This is a genomic window from Burkholderia sp. AU33803, assembly GCF_002223095.1.
Lineage (GTDB): Bacteria > Pseudomonadota > Gammaproteobacteria > Burkholderiales > Burkholderiaceae > Burkholderia.
On sequence record NZ_NKFJ01000002.1, the window covers coordinates 92,929 to 108,750 of the forward strand.

Sequence of the window (15,822 nt, forward strand, 5' to 3'; positions counted from 1 at the left end):
TGAAGGTAAAGGGAACACACCAACGATGGCAAAGATCTTCTGCGTTGCGAACCAGAAGGGGGGCGTCGGCAAGACGACGACATCGGTCAATCTCGCCGCAAGCCTTGCAGCGCAGGAGCAACGAGTCCTGCTGATCGATCTCGACCCGCAGGGTAATGCGACGATGGGCAGCGGGATCGACAAGGCTGCTTGCGAAGCGACCGTGTACGAGGTGCTGGTCGACGGCGTGTCGGTGACCGACGCGCGCATCCGTCCGGACGGCGTCACGTATGACGTGCTGCCCGCGAATCGCGAGCTGTCCGGCGCCGAGATCGAACTGATCAGCATCGACAACCGCGAGCGCCGGCTGAAGGCTGCGCTCGAGCACGTGTCCGACGACTACGACTTCGTGTTGATCGATTGTCCGCCGACGCTGTCGCTGCTGACGCTGAACGGACTGTGCGCGGCGCACGGCGTCGTGATCCCGATGCAGTGCGAGTACTTCGCGCTGGAAGGGTTGTCGGACCTCGTCAACACGATCAAGCAGGTTCACGCGAACATGAACCGCGACCTGAAGATCATCGGCTTGCTGCGCGTGATGTTCGATCCGCGCATCACGCTGCAGCAGCAAGTCTCCGATCAACTGAAAGCGCACTTCGGCGACAAGGTGTTCGACGCGGTGATTCCGCGTAACGTGCGCCTAGCGGAAGCGCCGAGTTACGGGCTGCCGGGCGTGGTGTTCGACCGCAGCTCGCGCGGTGCGCAAGCGTATCTCCAGTTCGGAGCCGAGATGATCGACCGCGTTCGCGCGTTCGAGGTGTCGTGATCCGGACATGAGCGAAGCGAGGAAGAAAGACATGAACGCGGTACCAAAGAAGAAGGGCTTGGGACGTGGCCTCGAAGCGCTGCTCGGCGGCAGTGCCGATATCACCGAAGCGGTGAAGATCGAAGGGGCACCGAACACGCTCGCGCTCGGCAAGCTGCAGGCCGGCAAGTACCAGCCGCGTACGCGGATGGACGAAGGCAGCCTGCAGGAGCTCGCGGCAAGCATTCGCGCGCAGGGCGTGATGCAGCCGATCCTGATACGGCCTATTTCGTCAGATAAATACGAGATCATCGCGGGCGAGCGCCGTTTCCGAGCGGCGCGCCTGGCGGGTCTCGATGAAGTGCCGGTGCTCGTGAAGGACGTATCGGATCAGGCCGCCGCGGCGATGGCGCTGATCGAGAACATCCAGCGCGAGGATCTGAACCCGCTCGAAGAAGCGCACGGCATCCAGCGCCTGCTCGACGAGTTCGGTTTCACGCACGAACAGGCGGCCGAATCGGTCGGCCGTTCGCGCAGCGCGGTGTCGAACCTGCTGCGCCTGCTGAACCTGGCTTCGCCGGTGCAGACGATGCTGCTGGCCGGTGATCTCGACATGGGGCATGCGCGCGCGCTGCTCGCCGTCGATGCGGCCACGCAGATCACGCTTGCCCATCAGGTCGTCAACAAGCGCATGTCGGTGCGTGAGACCGAGAAGCTCGTCACGCACACGACGAAGGAAGCGCCGGCGGTGAAGGCGCGCGCGAAGGACGATGGCGGTCGCGATACGCGCCGTCTCGAGGAGGAGTTGTCAGACCTGCTCGCGTCGACGGTGAAGATCAAGCTTGGCCGCCGCGGGCGAGGGCAGGTGACGATCGACTTCGGCAACCTCGACGCACTCGAAGGCATTCTCGTGCGACTGCGCGGCAACGTCGCAACCGAAGAGTAAAGGGCGGCGCATGGCGGAGACGGACGCACCGGCGCCGCGCCGGTGGTTGGGATGGCTTGCGCAGGAGCCCGTGCTATCGGTGCTCGTGGTTGGGCTGATTGTGCTGCAATGGGTGCGTCCGCAACCATTTTCCGTTTTGGCCGATCGCGTGGACTGGCAGACGGTCGCGACGCTCGCGGGCCTGCTGATGCTGACCAAGGCGCTCGAGTTGTCCGGCTGCCTGATGTGGCTCGCACACCGCATCGTGCATCACGTGCACTCCGAGCGCGGGCTCGCGATGCTGCTCGTCGGATTCGCCGCGTTGCTGTCGATGTGGCTCACCAACGACGTCGCGCTGTTCGTCGTCGTGCCGCTGATGGTGTCGCTGCGTGCGCTGACGCCGCTGCCGTTCCGGCGGCTCGTGATCGTCGTCGCGCTGGCCGTCAACGCGGGGTCCGTCGCGACGCCGCTCGGCAATCCCCAGAATCTTTTCCTGTGGCAGTTGAGCGGCGTGTCGTTCGGCCGCTTCGTGGTCACGCTCGGGCCGCTCGCGATCGCGCTGATGGCGCTGCTGCTCGTGCTGACCGCGTGCGCGTTTCGCGCGAAACCGCTCGACCTGTCCGGCGACGTCGTCGCCATTCCCGTACAACGCCTGCACGCGCTGATCGCGGCGGTGCTGTTCGCGGCCTTCGTGCTGCTCGCCGATGCGCACCATCCGCTGCCGGGCCTGCTTGCCGTCGCGATCGTGCTGCTCGTCGTCAAACGTGACGCAGTCCTGAAGATCGACTGGCTGCTGCTGCTGATCTTCGTGCTGATGTTCGTCGTGCTGCGCAGCGCGGCTGCGCTGCCCGTCATTCATGACGCGATTGCGCATGCGAATCTCGATTCACCGCTGCGCATCTTTGCGGCCGGCGCCGTGCTGTCGCAGGGCATCAGCAACGTGCCGGCCGCGATCCTGCTGTCGGAGTTCACGCATGACTGGCGCGCGCTCGCGTTCGGCGTATCGGTCGGCGGCTTCGGTTTCGCGATCGGCTCGCTGGCGAACCTGATCGCGGTGCGTCTCGCGAAGGAGCCGCGCATGTGGTTGCCGTTCCACCTGGTCTCGATTCCGTTCGCGCTCGTGAGCGCGGCACTCGGCGCGTGGCTGCTCGTTCACGGTTGAACGACGTGATGCGTGTGGCACAGGCGTGCCATTCGGGTGGTGGGGAGGGCGCACAGCATTCGCGCTGGTGCGGGCTGTTGATAAGTGCCGCAATCCACAGTCGATCGACTGTGGTGGCATGACAACTGATTGGATAATTCGCCGCGTCAGCGTCAGTCCGGATTTCGTGCATCGGACGTGGCCGGGTGATCACAGTGTTTCGGCTGTTCGGGGCTTCGTGCCGAGCCTGAGGTCGGAGCCGCGTCACGGCGCGGGTTCTGGGTGGTGATCGTGCCGCCTCGACGGCGCCCGCGCCGGGCGTCGTTTCCTCGCCATTCCGTCGTCGCCGGATTTTTCGGGCAAGAAATACCGGTGCAAAAAAGCGACCTTACAACTGTCATCGTACGTCGTCGAATCGCCCGTTTTTTCACATGATGAGGCGTCGTTTTACGCAGGTTTTTGTCGCGTCTAAAGCCTTGAATCACTTGCAACTATCGCTTACAATCGCCCGGATTTGTTAGCTAGGCACCCCTGAAAGCTTTCAGAAAGCTTGGGGCCGGGTTCAAGGATTTTGCGGAAGATTGCGATGGCGGGTCAGGCGCCGGACGACAGGCACGATGATCAGCGCACGCAACGCACCGCTTCAGCGGCCGGCGAGCGGCGCGAATTCGACGATGACTGGGATGCCGAGCAACAAGATAACAACATCGTTCCGCTCACGCGGGCAGACGCCGAAAAGCTGTTCGGCCCGAACGTGAGCAAGCCCTCGCGCGTGACCCCCTATAAGGTGGTCCTCGCGCAAGTGGTTCTGTCCCTGGTTGCAACGCTGGCGTGGTGGCTGTTTTCAAAGTCGCCGGGCGCCGCTGCGCAATCCGCGTTTCTGGGCGGAGCGATCGGCTGGGTGCCCAGTGCGGTATTCGTGGCACGACTGAAGGCAGGTGGCTCGGCCACCGTGATGAGCTGGGTGATGGGCGAAGCCCTGAAGCTCGCTCTGACGATCGGGATGTTCACTGCAGTGGCGTTCGGCTGGTCCGGCGTGCACTGGGTGCCGTTCCTCGTCACGTACCTCGTCGTGCTGAAGACGTACTGGATCGCGCTGGCCTGGCGGTAAGGAACAAGCAGCGTGCGGTTTCGACAACGAACCGCACCAGCCCGTTCCCGCAATAGCGTGTTGCGGAACAGGCAAAACGATTTTCGACAATTTGGGTGGCATTAACGATATGGCAGCTAGCGAAGGCACGCGCGGTCCGGATCCGTCCGAGTACATTGCGCACCACTTGCAGAATTTCTCCACCTCGCATCAGACGTCGATTTTCGACATCCACGTCTGGAATCTCGACACGCTGTTCTGGTCGATCGTTTGCGGCATCGTGACGATCATCGTGCTGCGTCTGGCCGCCCGCAAGGCGACGTCGGGCGTGCCGGGCCGTTTCCAGTGCGCGATCGAGATGCTCGTCGAGATGGTCGAAGACCAATCGAAGGCCATCGTTCACGGCAATCGTGCCTTCATCGCCCCGCTCGCACTCACGGTGTTCGTGTGGGTCGCGCTGATGAACTCCCTCGACTTCCTCCCGGTCGACCTGCCGGGCCGCGTGATCGGCCTGCTTGGTCTGTCGGACGTGATTTCCCACCATCGCATCGTCCCGACGGCCGACCTGAACGGCACGCTCGGCATCGCGCTCGGCGTGTTCGTCCTGATGATCTACTACAGCATCAAGATCAAGGGCGCGGGCGGCTTTGTGCATGAGCTGCTGTCGGCACCGTTTGGCGCCCACCCGCTGCTGTGGATCCCGAACCTCGCGCTCAACATCGTCGAATATCTCGCGAAGACCGTCTCCCTCGGTATGCGGCTGTTCGGCAACATGTACGCGGGTGAGCTGTTGTTCCTGTTGATCGCCCTGCTCGGCAGCATGTGGAGCTTCGGTGGCGACGCAACGTTCCTCGGCTTCGTTGGTCATGTGATCGCGGGTAGCGTCTGGGCAATCTTCCACATTCTGATTGTTCTGTTGCAGGCATTCATTTTCATGATGCTGACGCTGGTGTATCTCGGCCAGGCGCACGACAAGCACTAAGCGCGGCGTGCAACAAAGAGTTTCCGTTTTAGTTTTTTAAATCTCAGTTCCAAGTCTTTTCACAAAGGAGTGATCATGCAAGCTTACATCGCCAACATCCAGGGTCTGACCGCCATCGGTATCGGCATCATCATCGGCCTGGGTGCAATCGGCGCCTGTATCGGTATCGCGCTGATGGGTGGTAAGTACATCGAAGCCTGCGCACGTCAGCCGGAACTCATCAACCCGCTGCAAACGAAGATGTTCCTGCTGGCTGGTCTGATCGACGCGGCATTCCTGATCGGCGTGGGTGTTGCAATGCTGTTCGCGTTCGCGAACCCGCTCCTGTCGAAGCTCGCAGGCTAAGGTTCCTCGGAAATATGCGTCCGGCGCAAGCCGGCGCAGGGCGGAACGGAGACTTGGGGCGCTGATCGAATGCAACTCGATGAGCGCCTTACCGTTTCATTTTTCCGGAATAGCAGATAAGGAAACACCGTGAATCTCAACGCAACTCTGTTTGCGCAAATGGTCGTGTTCCTGGTCCTCGCGTGGTTCACGATGAAATTCGTGTGGCCGCCGTTGATCAACGCCCTCGACGAACGTTCGAAGAAGATCGCCGACGGCCTCGCCGCCGCCGAGAAGGGCAAGGCAGAACTCGACGCAGCGCACAAGCGCGTGGACCAGGAACTCGCGCAGGCCCGCAATGACGGCCAGCAGCGCATCGCCGACGCTGAAAAGCGTGCCCAGGCGGTCGCCGAGGAAATCAAGGCCAACGCCCAGGCTGAAGCCGCCCGCATCATCGCCCAGGCGAAGGCGGAAGCAGAACAGCAAATCGTGAAGGCGCGCGAAGCGCTGCGTGGTGAAGTCGCCACGCTGGCCGTGAAGGGCGCCGAGCAGATCCTGAAGCGCGAAGTCGATCAAACGGCCCACGCCCAACTGCTGAATCAACTGAAAGCCGAGCTCTGATCATGGCCGAACTTGCAACCATCGCCCGCCCTTACGCAGAAGCGCTGTTCCGCGTGGCCGAGGGCGGTGACATCGCCGCCTGGTCCACGCTCGTGCAAGAGCTGGCCCAGGTTGCGCGTCTGCCGGAAGTCCTGTCGGTCGCGTCGAGCCCGAAGGTGACGCGCACGCAAGTAGCCGAGTTGCTGCTTGCTGCGGTGAAGTCGCCGCTCGGAGCTGGCGCCGAAGCGAAGAACTTCGTGCAGATGCTGGTCGACAATCATCGCATCGCGCTGCTGCCGGAAATCGCCGAGCAGTTCGAGGCGCTCAAGAACGAACGTGAAGGTGCAGCCGACGTCGAGATCGTGAGCGCGTTCCCGCTGAACGGCGCGGATCTCGAGAGTCTCGTCTCGGGCCTCGAACGCAAGTTCAAGCGCAAGCTGAAACCGACGGTCGCAGTCGATTCGTCGCTGATCGGCGGCGTGCGCGTGACGGTCGGCGACGAAGTGCTCGACACCTCGGTTCGCGCGCGCCTCGCATCGATGCAGGCTGCGTTGACCGCCTGAGCGCCACGCCGGCACGCAACAGAATTGACTATCAGGAGCGAATAATGCAACTCAATCCCTCTGAGATCAGCGAGCTGATCAAGAGCCGGATCCAGGGCCTTGAAGCGAGCGCAGACGTTCGCAACCAGGGCACCGTGATCTCCGTGACCGACGGTATCGTGCGTATCCACGGCCTGTCGGACGTGATGCAGGGCGAAATGCTCGAGTTTCCGGGCAACACGTTCGGCCTCGCGCTGAACCTCGAGCGCGACTCGGTCGGCGCGGTGATTCTCGGCGAATACGAACACATCTCGGAAGGCGACATCGTCAAGACGACGGGCCGCATTCTCGAAGTCCCGGTTGGTCCGGAACTCGTCGGCCGCGTGGTCGATGCGCTCGGCAACCCGATCGACGGCAAGGGCCCGGTCAACGCCAAGCTGACCGACGCGATCGAAAAGATCGCCCCGGGCGTGATCTGGCGTAAGTCGGTGTCGCAGCCGGTGCAGACGGGCATCAAGTCGATCGACGCAATGGTGCCGATCGGCCGTGGCCAGCGTGAGCTGATCATCGGCGACCGTCAGTGCGGCAAGACCGCGGTGGCGCTCGACGCGATCATCAACCAGAAGGGCAAGGACCTGATCTGTATCTACGTCGCGATCGGCCAGAAGGCTTCGTCGATCATGAACGTGGTTCGCAAGCTCGAAGAAACGGGCGCGATGGAATACACGATCGTCGTCGCCGCTTCGGCTTCGGATTCGGCAGCGATGCAGTACCTCGCACCGTACGCCGGCTGCACGATGGGCGAATACTTCCGCGACCGCGGCCAGGACGCGCTGATCATCTATGACGACTTGACCAAGCAGGCTTGGGCATACCGTCAGATCTCGCTGCTGCTGCGCCGCCCGCCGGGCCGTGAAGCGTACCCGGGCGACGTGTTCTATCTCCACTCGCGTCTGCTCGAGCGTGCTGCTCGCGTGTCGGAAGAGTACGTCGAGAAGTTCACGAACGGCGAAGTGAAGGGCAAGAGCGGCTCGCTGACGGCACTGCCGGTCATCGAAACGCAGGCTGGCGACGTGACCGCGTTCGTTCCGACGAACGTGATCTCGATTACCGACGGCCAGATCTTCCTGGAAACCGACCTGTTCAACGCAGGCATCCGCCCGGCAATCAACGCCGGCGTGTCGGTGTCGCGAGTCGGTGGCGCCGCGCAGACGAAGGTCGTGAAGAAGCTGTCGGGCGGTATCCGTACCGACCTCGCGCAGTATCGTGAACTGGCGGCATTCGCCCAGTTCGCATCGGACCTCGACGAAGCGACCCGCAAGCAGCTCGAGCGCGGCCGCCGCGTGACGGAACTGCTGAAGCAGCCGCAGTACCAGCCGCTGCAGGTGTGGGAACTGGCCGTGTCGCTGTACGCCGCCAACAACGGCTACCTCGACGACCTCGACGTCAAGCAAGTGCTGTCGTTCGAGAAGGGCCTGCGCGAAAACCTGAAGACCAGCCACGCTGACCTCATCAAGCGCATCGAAGACACCAAGGATCTCTCGAAGGACGACGAAGGCGCACTGCGCTCGGCGATCGAATCCTTCAAGAAGTCCGGTGCCTATTGATCCGCGAGTGACACACTGAGGCCGCGCGGGTGCTGATGCGCCCGCGCCGCTTCGGTCAAGGAGCAAGCTATGGCTGGAATGAAGGAAATTCGCGGCAAGATCAAGAGCGTGCAGAACACGCGCAAGATCACGAAGGCGATGGAAATGGTGGCCGCATCGAAGATGCGCCGCGCGCAGGAACGCATGCGCGCCGCTCGTCCGTATGCGGACAAGGTCCGTGCCATCGCCGCGCACATGAGCCGCGCGAACCCGGAGTACCGCCACCCGTTCATGGTGGCGAACGAAGATGCGAAGACGGCCGGCATCATCCTCGTCACGACGGACAAGGGGCTGTGCGGTGGTCTGAACACCAACGTGCTGCGTGCGACGGTGCAGAAGTTCAAGGAGCTGGAAGAGAAGGGCCAGAAGGTCGAAGCCACCGCGATCGGTAGCAAGGGCCTCGGGTTCCTGAACCGCTTCGGCGCGAAGGTGATGTCGCAGGTCGTGCACCTCGGCGACACCCCGCATCTGGACAAGCTGATCGGCGCCGTGAAGACGCAGCTCGACCTGTACTCGGAAGGCAAGCTGTCGGCGGTTTATATCGCTTACACGCGCTTCGTCAACACGATGAAGCAGGAAGCCGTGATCGAGCAGCTGCTGCCGCTGTCGTCGGAACACTTCGAAGCCGACGATGGTACGCCGGCCACGTCGTGGGACTACATCTACGAGCCGGACGCGCAGGCAGTCGTCGACGAACTGCTCGTGCGTTACGTCGAGGCGCTGGTGTACCAGGCCGTCGCGGAAAACATGGCGTCCGAGCAATCGGCGCGCATGGTCGCGATGAAGGCCGCGTCCGACAACGCGAAGACGGTGATCAGCGAACTGCAGCTCGTATACAACAAGAGCCGTCAGGCCGCGATCACGAAAGAACTGTCGGAGATCGTCGGCGGCGCAGCCGCTGTTTAAGCGCGCGCCCGGGACGACAACTGCGCCTTTGCGCGAGTAAAGAATCAGGTATTTAAAGGAAAAGCGATGAGTACTGCTGCTTTGGTAGAAGGCAAGATCGTACAGTGCATCGGCGCCGTTATCGACGTGGAATTCCCGCGCGACAGCATGCCGAAGATCTACGACGCGCTCATTCTCGATGGCTCGGAACTGACGCTCGAAGTCCAGCAGCAGCTGGGCGACGGCATTGTCCGTACCATCTGTCTGGGTGCATCCGACGGCCTGCGCCGCGGCCTGACCGTGAAGAACACGGCAAAGCCGATCTCGGTGCCGGTCGGCAAGCCGACCCTCGGCCGAATCATGGACGTGCTTGGCCGTCCGATCGACGAAGCTGGCCCGATCGAAAGCGAAACGACGCGTTCGATCCACCAGAAGGCGCCGGCGTTCGACGAACTGTCGCCGTCGACCGAACTGCTCGAAACGGGTATCAAGGTCATCGACCTGATCTGCCCGTTCGCAAAGGGCGGCAAGGTTGGCCTGTTCGGCGGTGCTGGCGTGGGCAAGACCGTCAACATGATGGAGCTCATCAACAACATCGCGAAGGAACACGGCGGTTACTCCGTGTTCGCGGGCGTGGGCGAGCGTACCCGTGAAGGGAACGACTTCTACCACGAAATGAAGGACTCGAACGTTCTCGACAAGGTCGCGCTGGTGTACGGCCAGATGAACGAGCCGCCGGGCAACCGTCTGCGCGTCGCGCTGACCGGCCTGACGATGGCCGAGCACTTCCGTGACGAAGGCCTCGACGTGCTGTTCTTCGTCGACAACATCTACCGTTTCACGCTGGCCGGTACCGAAGTGTCGGCACTGCTTGGCCGTATGCCGTCGGCAGTGGGCTATCAGCCGACGCTGGCTGAAGAAATGGGCAAGCTGCAAGAGCGCATCACGTCGACCAAGAAGGGCTCGATTACGTCGGTCCAGGCCGTGTACGTCCCTGCGGATGACTTGACCGACCCGTCGCCGGCTACGACCTTCGGCCACCTGGACGCAACCGTCGTTCTGTCGCGTGACATCGCTTCGCTGGGTATCTACCCGGCGGTCGACCCGCTCGACTCGACGTCGCGCCAGATCGACCCGAACGTGATCGGTGAAGAGCACTACTCGATCACCCGTCGCGTTCAGCAGACGCTGCAGCGCTACAAGGAACTGCGCGACATCATCGCGATTCTGGGCATGGACGAACTGTCGCCGGAAGACAAGCTGTCGGTCGCGCGCGCGCGTAAGATCCAGCGTTTCCTGTCGCAGCCGTTCCACGTTGCTGAAGTGTTCACGGGCTCGCCGGGCAAGTACGTGCCGCTGAAGGAAACGATCCGCGGCTTCAAGATGATCGTCGACGGCGAGTGCGACCACCTGCCGGAACAGGCGTTCTACATGGTCGGCACGATCGACGAAGCCTTCGAAAAGGCCAAGAAGATCTCGTAAGGGTCGGGTGTAACGCAGCGGGTGCCGTTGGCCGTTGATTCTCCTATAGCGCTGGCGATAGGAGACACGGCACCCACGCACTATGCTCAATCCGCCGTGCATGGGATCGAAGTGGGCGTTTTAGCGCCCGCTCCGATCGACAGGAGTCGATATGGCAACCATCAAAGTAGACGTCGTCAGCGCGGAAGAGCAGATCTTCTCGGGCGAGGCGAAATTCGTCGCGCTGCCGGGCGAAACGGGTGAGCTGGGCATTCTGCCGGGCCACACGCCGCTGATCACGCGGATTCGTCCGGGTGCGGTGCGCATCGAAGTCGAGGGCGGCAACGACGAATTCGTGTTCGTCGCGGGCGGCATTCTCGAAGTGCAGCCGGGCGCCGTGACGGTGCTCGCCGATACCGCGATCCGCGGCAAGGACCTCGACGCGGCGAAAGCCGAGGAAGCACGCAAGCGTGCCGAGGAAACGCTGCAGAACGCGAAGTCGGATCTCGACCTCGCGAAGGCGCAATCCGAGCTCGCGACCGCGATGGCGCAGCTCGAGGCGATCCAGCGTCTGGCGAAGATTCGCAGCCGGCACTGAGCCGCGCCGCGTATCCCGCGAAAGAAAGCAGCCTTCGGGCTGCTTTTTTTTCGTCCGTCGGGTTCGTCTGATTTTTGCGGGCCGGATCATTCCGTCCGGTCGTGCTATTTCATCCGTTCGCCGTGATTTGATGTCAGAGTGTCGTCAGCCACGCGCGTCATCATCCGCGTGGAGGCCGTTCGTCGCGAGTGCGCGGCGGAGGCGGGCGCCGAAGGCGCGCGCAGGCCGACCAGACAAAAAGGACGGAGACATTCATGGCAGCAGACCTTGGCGTAGGCGCGCTGATCGCGCCCGAAAACGGCTTGTCGTATGTGCGCGGCACGACCGACGTGCCGCTCTCCGAAGCGACGATCGGCCGGTTCCTGCTCGACACGGCCGGGCGCTTTCCCGATCGTCCGGCCGTCGTGTTCCGCGAGCAGCAGGTGCGCTGGACCTGGCGCGAGTTCGCGAACGAGGTCGACGTGCTGGCCGCGGGCCTGGCCTCGCTCGGCATCGTGAAGGGCGATCGCGTCGGCATCTGGTCGCCGAACCGCAGCGAATGGCTGCTCACGCAGTTCGCGACCGCGCGGATCGGCGCGGTGCTCGTCAACATCAATCCGGCCTACCGGCTGTCGGAGCTCGAATACGCGCTGAACAAGGTCGGCTGCAAGGCCGTGATCGCTGCCGAGCGCTTCAAGACGTCCGCGTACGTCGAGATGCTGCAGACCATCGCGCCGGAGCTCGCGACCGCGACGCCGGGCGATCTCCATGCGGCGCGCGTGCCGAGCCTGCGCACGGTCGTGTCGATGGGCGACGTCGCGCCGGCCGGCATGTTCCGCTTCGCGGACCTGATGGCGAGCGGCCGCCAGGCCGTCGATCCCGCATTGCTCGATGCGATCGGCGCGACGCTCTCGGCCAACGAGCCGATCAACATCCAGTTCACGAGCGGCACGACGGGCAGCCCGAAGGGCGCGACGCTCACGCACCGCAACGTCGTCAACAACGGGCGCTCGATCGCGACGGCGATGCGTTTTACCGAGCAGGACACGCTGTGCATCCCGGTGCCGCTGTATCACTGCTTCGGGATGGTGCTCGCGGTGCTCGCGTGCGTGTCGAAGGGCGCGGCGATGGTGTTCCCCGGTGAAGCGTTCGACCCGGTCGCGACGCTCGCGGCGGTGGCCGAAGAACGTTGCACCGCGCTGCACGGCGTGCCGACGATGTTCATCGCCGAGCTCGATCACCCCGAGTTCGCGAAATTCGACCTGTCGACGCTGCGCACCGGGATCATGGCCGGCTCGCCGTGCCCGATCGAGACGATGAAGCGCGTCGTGTCGCAGATGCACCTGTCGGAGATCACGATCGCGTACGGGATGACGGAAACGAGCCCCGTGTCGTTCCAGAGCTCGACCGACGATCCGCTCGAGAAGCGCACGACGACGGTCGGGCGCATCCAGCCGCACCTGGAAGTGAAAATCGTCGATCCGGGCGGCGCGATCGTGCCGCTCGGCACGACGGGCGAGCTGTGCACGAAGGGCTATTCGGTGATGCTCGGCTACTGGGACGACGACGCGAAGACGCGCGAGGTGCTGGTGGACGGCTGGATGCATACGGGCGACCTCGCGACGCTCGATGCGGACGGCTACTGCAACATCGTCGGCCGGCTGAAGGACATGGTGATTCGCGGCGGCGAGAACGTCTATCCGCGCGAGATCGAGGAATTCCTGTTTCGGCATCCGAAGATTCAGAGCGCGCAGGTATTCGGCGTGCCCGATGCGAAGTACGGCGAGGAGCTGTGCGCGTGGATCGTGCTGCGCGCGGACGAGCAGATGACGGAGGACGACGTGCGTGCGTTCTGCCACGGGCAGATCGCGCACTACAAGATCCCGCGCTACATCCGCTTCGTCGACGAGCTGCCGATGACGGTGACGGGCAAGGTGCAGAAGTTCGTGATGCGCGACCGGATGATCGAGGAATTGAAGCTCGACGTGCAGAAGACCGCGTAGCGCGGCATGAAGGCGGGAAAAACGCGGCAGCCTGCGGGCCGTTGCGTTTTCGATGGACGAAAAAAAGCGGGCTTATTAGCCCGCTAAAAACCACACGCTACGGGGTTAGCGCGAGGAGACCAAAGATGAAACCGAATCCGGCGGGGGGCCGGAAACGACTCCAACAGGGATGCCCCTCGGAAGGGCTTCGGTACGTGACCGACTGGCTCGCAGCGCTTCGCGTCCGCTCACACTTGGCACACGAGACCGCATCCGTGTTGAAACCGTTGCGGCCATTGTGGGCGAATTAATGACCCGTCGCGGTAACAAAGTGTTTCAGGTTGTAACGCCCGCCAGATAAGGCTTTCCGGGATTTTTTGCTGTTTTTGAGGGCCTGAAAAAGGTCATTTTTACCCATATTTTCCGCAGCGTTTTCAGCGCATGCGCACGATGCGTTTTTCACGCGTATCAGGCTCGACGAATTGCCGATTTGCACGCGAGAAAATGCGCCGTCCGGCCGATACCGCGCATGACGATTCATTCGTCAGAAAGATTTTGAAACGTGATTGGCAGGCGCGGAAGTCGGCCGTTCGGCCAATTCGGTGGCACCGGGCCGATTTTCCGGGCGTCGGCACACCGCAGCGAAGTGTAACGGCGGTGATGAGGCCACCGCCGCGCAGCGATTTTTGCGGGCGTCGGAGGCGGGGTCGGTGCCCGCTATCTGCCGCCACGCACGAGCCTGCTTACTTCAACCATTTATCCGAAATCGCCTGATATTCGCCGGTCGACAGCGCGAGATGCAGCCACTGGTCGACGTACTGCTGGAACGCGACGTCGCCGCGCGGCACCATGTACGCCTTCTCGCCGAACTGGAACGGCTTGTCCGGGTGCACCGAGCACAGGCCCGGATTCAGCTTTTGCTGCAGCAGCGTCTCGGATGCATCCGTCACCATCACGTCCGCCTTGCCGGCGAGGATCTGCTTGAAGATCGTTACGTTGTCCGGATAGACGGTGAGGTTCGCGTGCGTGAAATACTGCTTCGCGAAACGCTCGTTGGTGCCGCCCGGGTTCACGATCACGCGCGTTTCCGGCCGGTCGATCTGCGCGACGCTCTGGTATTTGTCGGCGTCCGCGCAGCGCACGATCGGCGTCTTGCCGTCGACGACGTACGGCTGCGTGAAGAACACGCGCTTCTGGCGCTCGAGCGTCGTCGACACGCCGCCCACCGCGATGTCGCATTTCGCGACGAAATCGCCGGTCAGGTTCGGCCAGCTCGTCTTCACGTAGTCGGCCTTCACGCCGAGCGACTTCGCGAGCGATTCGGCCATGTCGATGTCGATGCCCTCGAAGCGGCCGTCCGCGCGGTAGTACGAATACGGCTTGTAGTCGCCCGTCGTGCACACGCGCAGCGTGCCGCGCGCGAGCACGTCGTCGAGCCGCGAGCCGGCGCCCGGTGCGGCGGCAGCGGCGAGCGTGGCGGTCTGCGCGTGCGCGGCGGTGCAGCAAAGCAGTGCGGCCGCGGCGAGCGTGGCGAGTGTCTTCATCGGTCTCCTCCTTCGTTTCGTTCGATATGAGCGTCCGATCATAACGGAGCCATCGCGCGCGTCATATGGCCGCCATCGCGTCGGCATGCGCAGCCTGAGGGCGGCTGTCCGGTAAAATGCCGCTTTGCCCTCGCATCGTCGCTCCTACCGTGGCCCATACCCTGCTCAACGACACCTTCCTGCGTGCGCTTCTGCGCGAGCCGACCGACTACACGCCGATCTGGCTGATGCGCCAGGCGGGCCGCTACCTGCCCGAATACAACGCGACGCGCGCACGCGCCGGCAGCTTCCTCGGTCTCGCGAAGCATCCCGACTACGCGACCGAAGTGACGCTGCAGCCGCTCGAGCGCTTTCCGCTCGACGCCGCGATCCTGTTCTCGGACATCCTGACGATTCCGGACGCGATGGGGCTCGGCCTCGACTTCCAGGTCGGCGAAGGGCCGAAGTTCGCGCATCCGGTGCGTACCGAGGCCGACGTCGCGAAGCTTGCGGTGCCGGACATCGAGGAAACGCTCGGCTACGTGACGGGCGCCGTGCGCGAGATCCGTCGCGCGCTCACCGACGGCCAGGGCCGCCAGCGCGTGCCGCTGATCGGTTTTTCGGGCAGCCCGTGGACGCTCGCGTGCTACATGGTCGAAGGCGGCGGGTCGGACGACTTCCGCACGGTGAAGTCGATGGCGTATTCGCGCCCCGACCTGATGCACCGGATCCTCGACGTGAACGCGCAGGCGGTGGCCGCGTACCTGAACGCGCAGATCGAAGCGGGCGCGCAGGCCGTGATGATCTTCGATACGTGGGGCGGCGCGCTGGCGGACGGCGCGTACCAGCGCTTCTCGCTGGACTATATCCGCCGCGTGGTGTCGCAGCTCAAGCGCGAGCACGACGGCGAACGCGTGCCGGTGATCACGTTCACGAAGGGCGGCGGGCTGTGGCTCGAGGAGATCGCGGCGACCGGCGTCGACGCGGTGGGGCTCGACTGGACGGTCAATCTCGGCCAGGCGCGCGAGCGCGTCGCGGGCAAGGTCGCGCTGCAGGGCAACCTCGACCCGACGATCCTGTTTGCGCCGCCGGCCGCGGTGCGCGAGCAGGCGCGCGCGGTGCTCGACAGCTATGGCAACCATCCGGGCCACGTATTCAACCTCGGGCACGGCATTTCGCAATTCACGTCGCCCGATCACGTCGCCGAACTCGTCGACGAAGTGCATCGCCACAGCCGCGCGATCCGTAGCGGAGCCGCCGGCTGAACGCAAGCGCTGTCATGCTGCACTGCGGCGTGACGGCGTTTCGCTATCGGCACTAAACAGGGCGCAACCCCGCACCGGTTGCCGATTCAGTGCTT

At 63.5% G+C, this 15,822-nt stretch carries 15 protein-coding genes; 14 read left to right on the forward strand and 1 reads right to left on the reverse strand.

Annotated elements, in window-relative coordinates; translation table 11 throughout:
• The first annotated feature begins 25 nt into the window (after window positions 1–25).
• The 13 genes from CFB41_RS00510 (at window position 26) to CFB41_RS00575 (ending at window position 12,960) form a co-directional block, all read left to right on the forward strand.
• Entirely contained in the window at window positions 26–805 is a 780-nt protein-coding gene (locus CFB41_RS00510) for a ParA family protein (protein WP_089438916.1), read from the forward strand.
• A 31-nt stretch (window positions 806–836) separates the two neighbouring features.
• Window positions 837–1,730, forward strand: coding sequence for a ParB/RepB/Spo0J family partition protein (locus CFB41_RS00515; RefSeq protein ID WP_089455441.1), 894 nt, complete (start codon window positions 837–839; stop codon window positions 1,728–1,730).
• 10 nt (window positions 1,731–1,740) lie between these two features.
• Window positions 1,741–2,871, forward strand: a complete 1,131-nt coding sequence (locus CFB41_RS00520; RefSeq protein ID WP_089455338.1) for an SLC13 family permease — start codon at window positions 1,741–1,743, stop codon at window positions 2,869–2,871.
• Window positions 2,872–3,436: 565 nt separating this feature from the next.
• Window positions 3,437–3,961, forward strand: coding sequence for an ATP synthase subunit I (locus CFB41_RS00530; RefSeq protein ID WP_089438918.1), 525 nt, complete (start codon window positions 3,437–3,439; stop codon window positions 3,959–3,961).
• A gap of 109 nt (window positions 3,962–4,070) precedes the next feature.
• Window positions 4,071–4,922 carry a F0F1 ATP synthase subunit A gene (gene atpB, locus CFB41_RS00535; protein WP_089438919.1) on the forward strand — a complete coding sequence of 284 codons (852 nt, stop codon included), beginning with the start codon at window positions 4,071–4,073 and terminating at the stop codon, window positions 4,920–4,922.
• A gap of 75 nt (window positions 4,923–4,997) precedes the next feature.
• Complete coding sequence (gene atpE, locus CFB41_RS00540) at window positions 4,998–5,267, forward strand: F0F1 ATP synthase subunit C (protein WP_006482730.1); 270 nt, start codon at window positions 4,998–5,000, stop codon at window positions 5,265–5,267.
• 129 nt (window positions 5,268–5,396) lie between these two features.
• The gene (locus tag CFB41_RS00545; protein WP_039351436.1) at window positions 5,397–5,867 is read left to right on the forward strand and encodes a F0F1 ATP synthase subunit B; all 471 of its coding nucleotides are present in this window, start codon (window positions 5,397–5,399) and stop codon (window positions 5,865–5,867) included.
• 2 nt (window positions 5,868–5,869) lie between these two features.
• Window positions 5,870–6,409 (forward strand): F0F1 ATP synthase subunit delta, encoded by a 540-nt coding sequence (locus CFB41_RS00550; RefSeq protein ID WP_089455339.1) that lies wholly within the window; start codon window positions 5,870–5,872, stop codon window positions 6,407–6,409.
• 44 nt (window positions 6,410–6,453) lie between these two features.
• A complete protein-coding gene (gene atpA / locus CFB41_RS00555; RefSeq protein ID WP_021160444.1) occupies window positions 6,454–7,995 on the forward strand; it encodes a F0F1 ATP synthase subunit alpha in 1,542 nt (513 codons plus the stop codon).
• Between the two features lie 69 nt (window positions 7,996–8,064).
• Window positions 8,065–8,940 carry a F0F1 ATP synthase subunit gamma gene (gene atpG, locus CFB41_RS00560; protein WP_089438921.1) on the forward strand — a complete coding sequence of 292 codons (876 nt, stop codon included), beginning with the start codon at window positions 8,065–8,067 and terminating at the stop codon, window positions 8,938–8,940.
• Window positions 8,941–9,006: 66 nt separating this feature from the next.
• The gene (gene atpD / locus CFB41_RS00565) at window positions 9,007–10,401 is read left to right on the forward strand and encodes a F0F1 ATP synthase subunit beta (RefSeq protein WP_089455340.1); all 1,395 of its coding nucleotides are present in this window, start codon (window positions 9,007–9,009) and stop codon (window positions 10,399–10,401) included.
• A 151-nt stretch (window positions 10,402–10,552) separates the two neighbouring features.
• A complete protein-coding gene (locus CFB41_RS00570) occupies window positions 10,553–10,978 on the forward strand; it encodes a F0F1 ATP synthase subunit epsilon (protein ID WP_006477288.1) in 426 nt (141 codons plus the stop codon).
• Window positions 10,979–11,232: 254 nt separating this feature from the next.
• Window positions 11,233–12,960, forward strand: a complete 1,728-nt coding sequence (locus CFB41_RS00575) for an AMP-binding protein (RefSeq protein ID WP_089455341.1) — start codon at window positions 11,233–11,235, stop codon at window positions 12,958–12,960.
• Window positions 12,961–13,682: 722 nt separating this feature from the next.
• Here the strand turns inward: CFB41_RS00575 and CFB41_RS00590 are convergent.
• Complete coding sequence (locus CFB41_RS00590) at window positions 13,683–14,483, reverse strand: transporter substrate-binding domain-containing protein (protein ID WP_089455343.1); 801 nt, start codon at window positions 14,481–14,483, stop codon at window positions 13,683–13,685.
• A 149-nt stretch (window positions 14,484–14,632) separates the two neighbouring features.
• Here CFB41_RS00590 and hemE point away from each other — a divergent pair, with 149 nt between their 5' ends.
• Entirely contained in the window at window positions 14,633–15,727 is a 1,095-nt protein-coding gene (hemE, locus tag CFB41_RS00595; RefSeq protein WP_278190121.1) for a uroporphyrinogen decarboxylase, read from the forward strand.
• The last annotated feature ends 95 nt before the right edge of the window (window positions 15,728–15,822 follow it).

Excerpts from the sequence above, each read along its gene's own strand:
- CFB41_RS00510 (WP_089438916.1), top strand. The coding sequence starts at position 26 with ATGGCAAAGATCTTCTGCGTTGCGAACCAGAAGGGGGGCGTCGGCAAG.
- CFB41_RS00515 (WP_089455441.1), top strand. The coding sequence starts at position 837 with ATGAACGCGGTACCAAAGAAGAAGGGCTTGGGACGTGGCCTCGAAGCG.
- CFB41_RS00520 (WP_089455338.1), top strand. The coding sequence starts at position 1,741 with ATGGCGGAGACGGACGCACCGGCGCCGCGCCGGTGGTTGGGATGGCTT.
- CFB41_RS00530 (WP_089438918.1), top strand. The coding sequence starts at position 3,437 with ATGGCGGGTCAGGCGCCGGACGACAGGCACGATGATCAGCGCACGCAA.
- atpB (WP_089438919.1), top strand. The coding sequence starts at position 4,071 with ATGGCAGCTAGCGAAGGCACGCGCGGTCCGGATCCGTCCGAGTACATT.
- atpE (WP_006482730.1), top strand. The coding sequence starts at position 4,998 with ATGCAAGCTTACATCGCCAACATCCAGGGTCTGACCGCCATCGGTATC.
- CFB41_RS00550 (WP_089455339.1), top strand. The coding sequence starts at position 5,870 with ATGGCCGAACTTGCAACCATCGCCCGCCCTTACGCAGAAGCGCTGTTC.
- atpA (WP_021160444.1), top strand. The coding sequence starts at position 6,454 with ATGCAACTCAATCCCTCTGAGATCAGCGAGCTGATCAAGAGCCGGATC.
- atpG (WP_089438921.1), top strand. The coding sequence starts at position 8,065 with ATGGCTGGAATGAAGGAAATTCGCGGCAAGATCAAGAGCGTGCAGAAC.
- atpD (WP_089455340.1), top strand. The coding sequence starts at position 9,007 with ATGAGTACTGCTGCTTTGGTAGAAGGCAAGATCGTACAGTGCATCGGC.
- CFB41_RS00570 (WP_006477288.1), top strand. The coding sequence starts at position 10,553 with ATGGCAACCATCAAAGTAGACGTCGTCAGCGCGGAAGAGCAGATCTTC.
- CFB41_RS00575 (WP_089455341.1), top strand. The coding sequence starts at position 11,233 with ATGGCAGCAGACCTTGGCGTAGGCGCGCTGATCGCGCCCGAAAACGGC.
- CFB41_RS00590 (WP_089455343.1), bottom strand. The coding sequence starts at position 14,483 with ATGAAGACACTCGCCACGCTCGCCGCGGCCGCACTGCTTTGCTGCACC.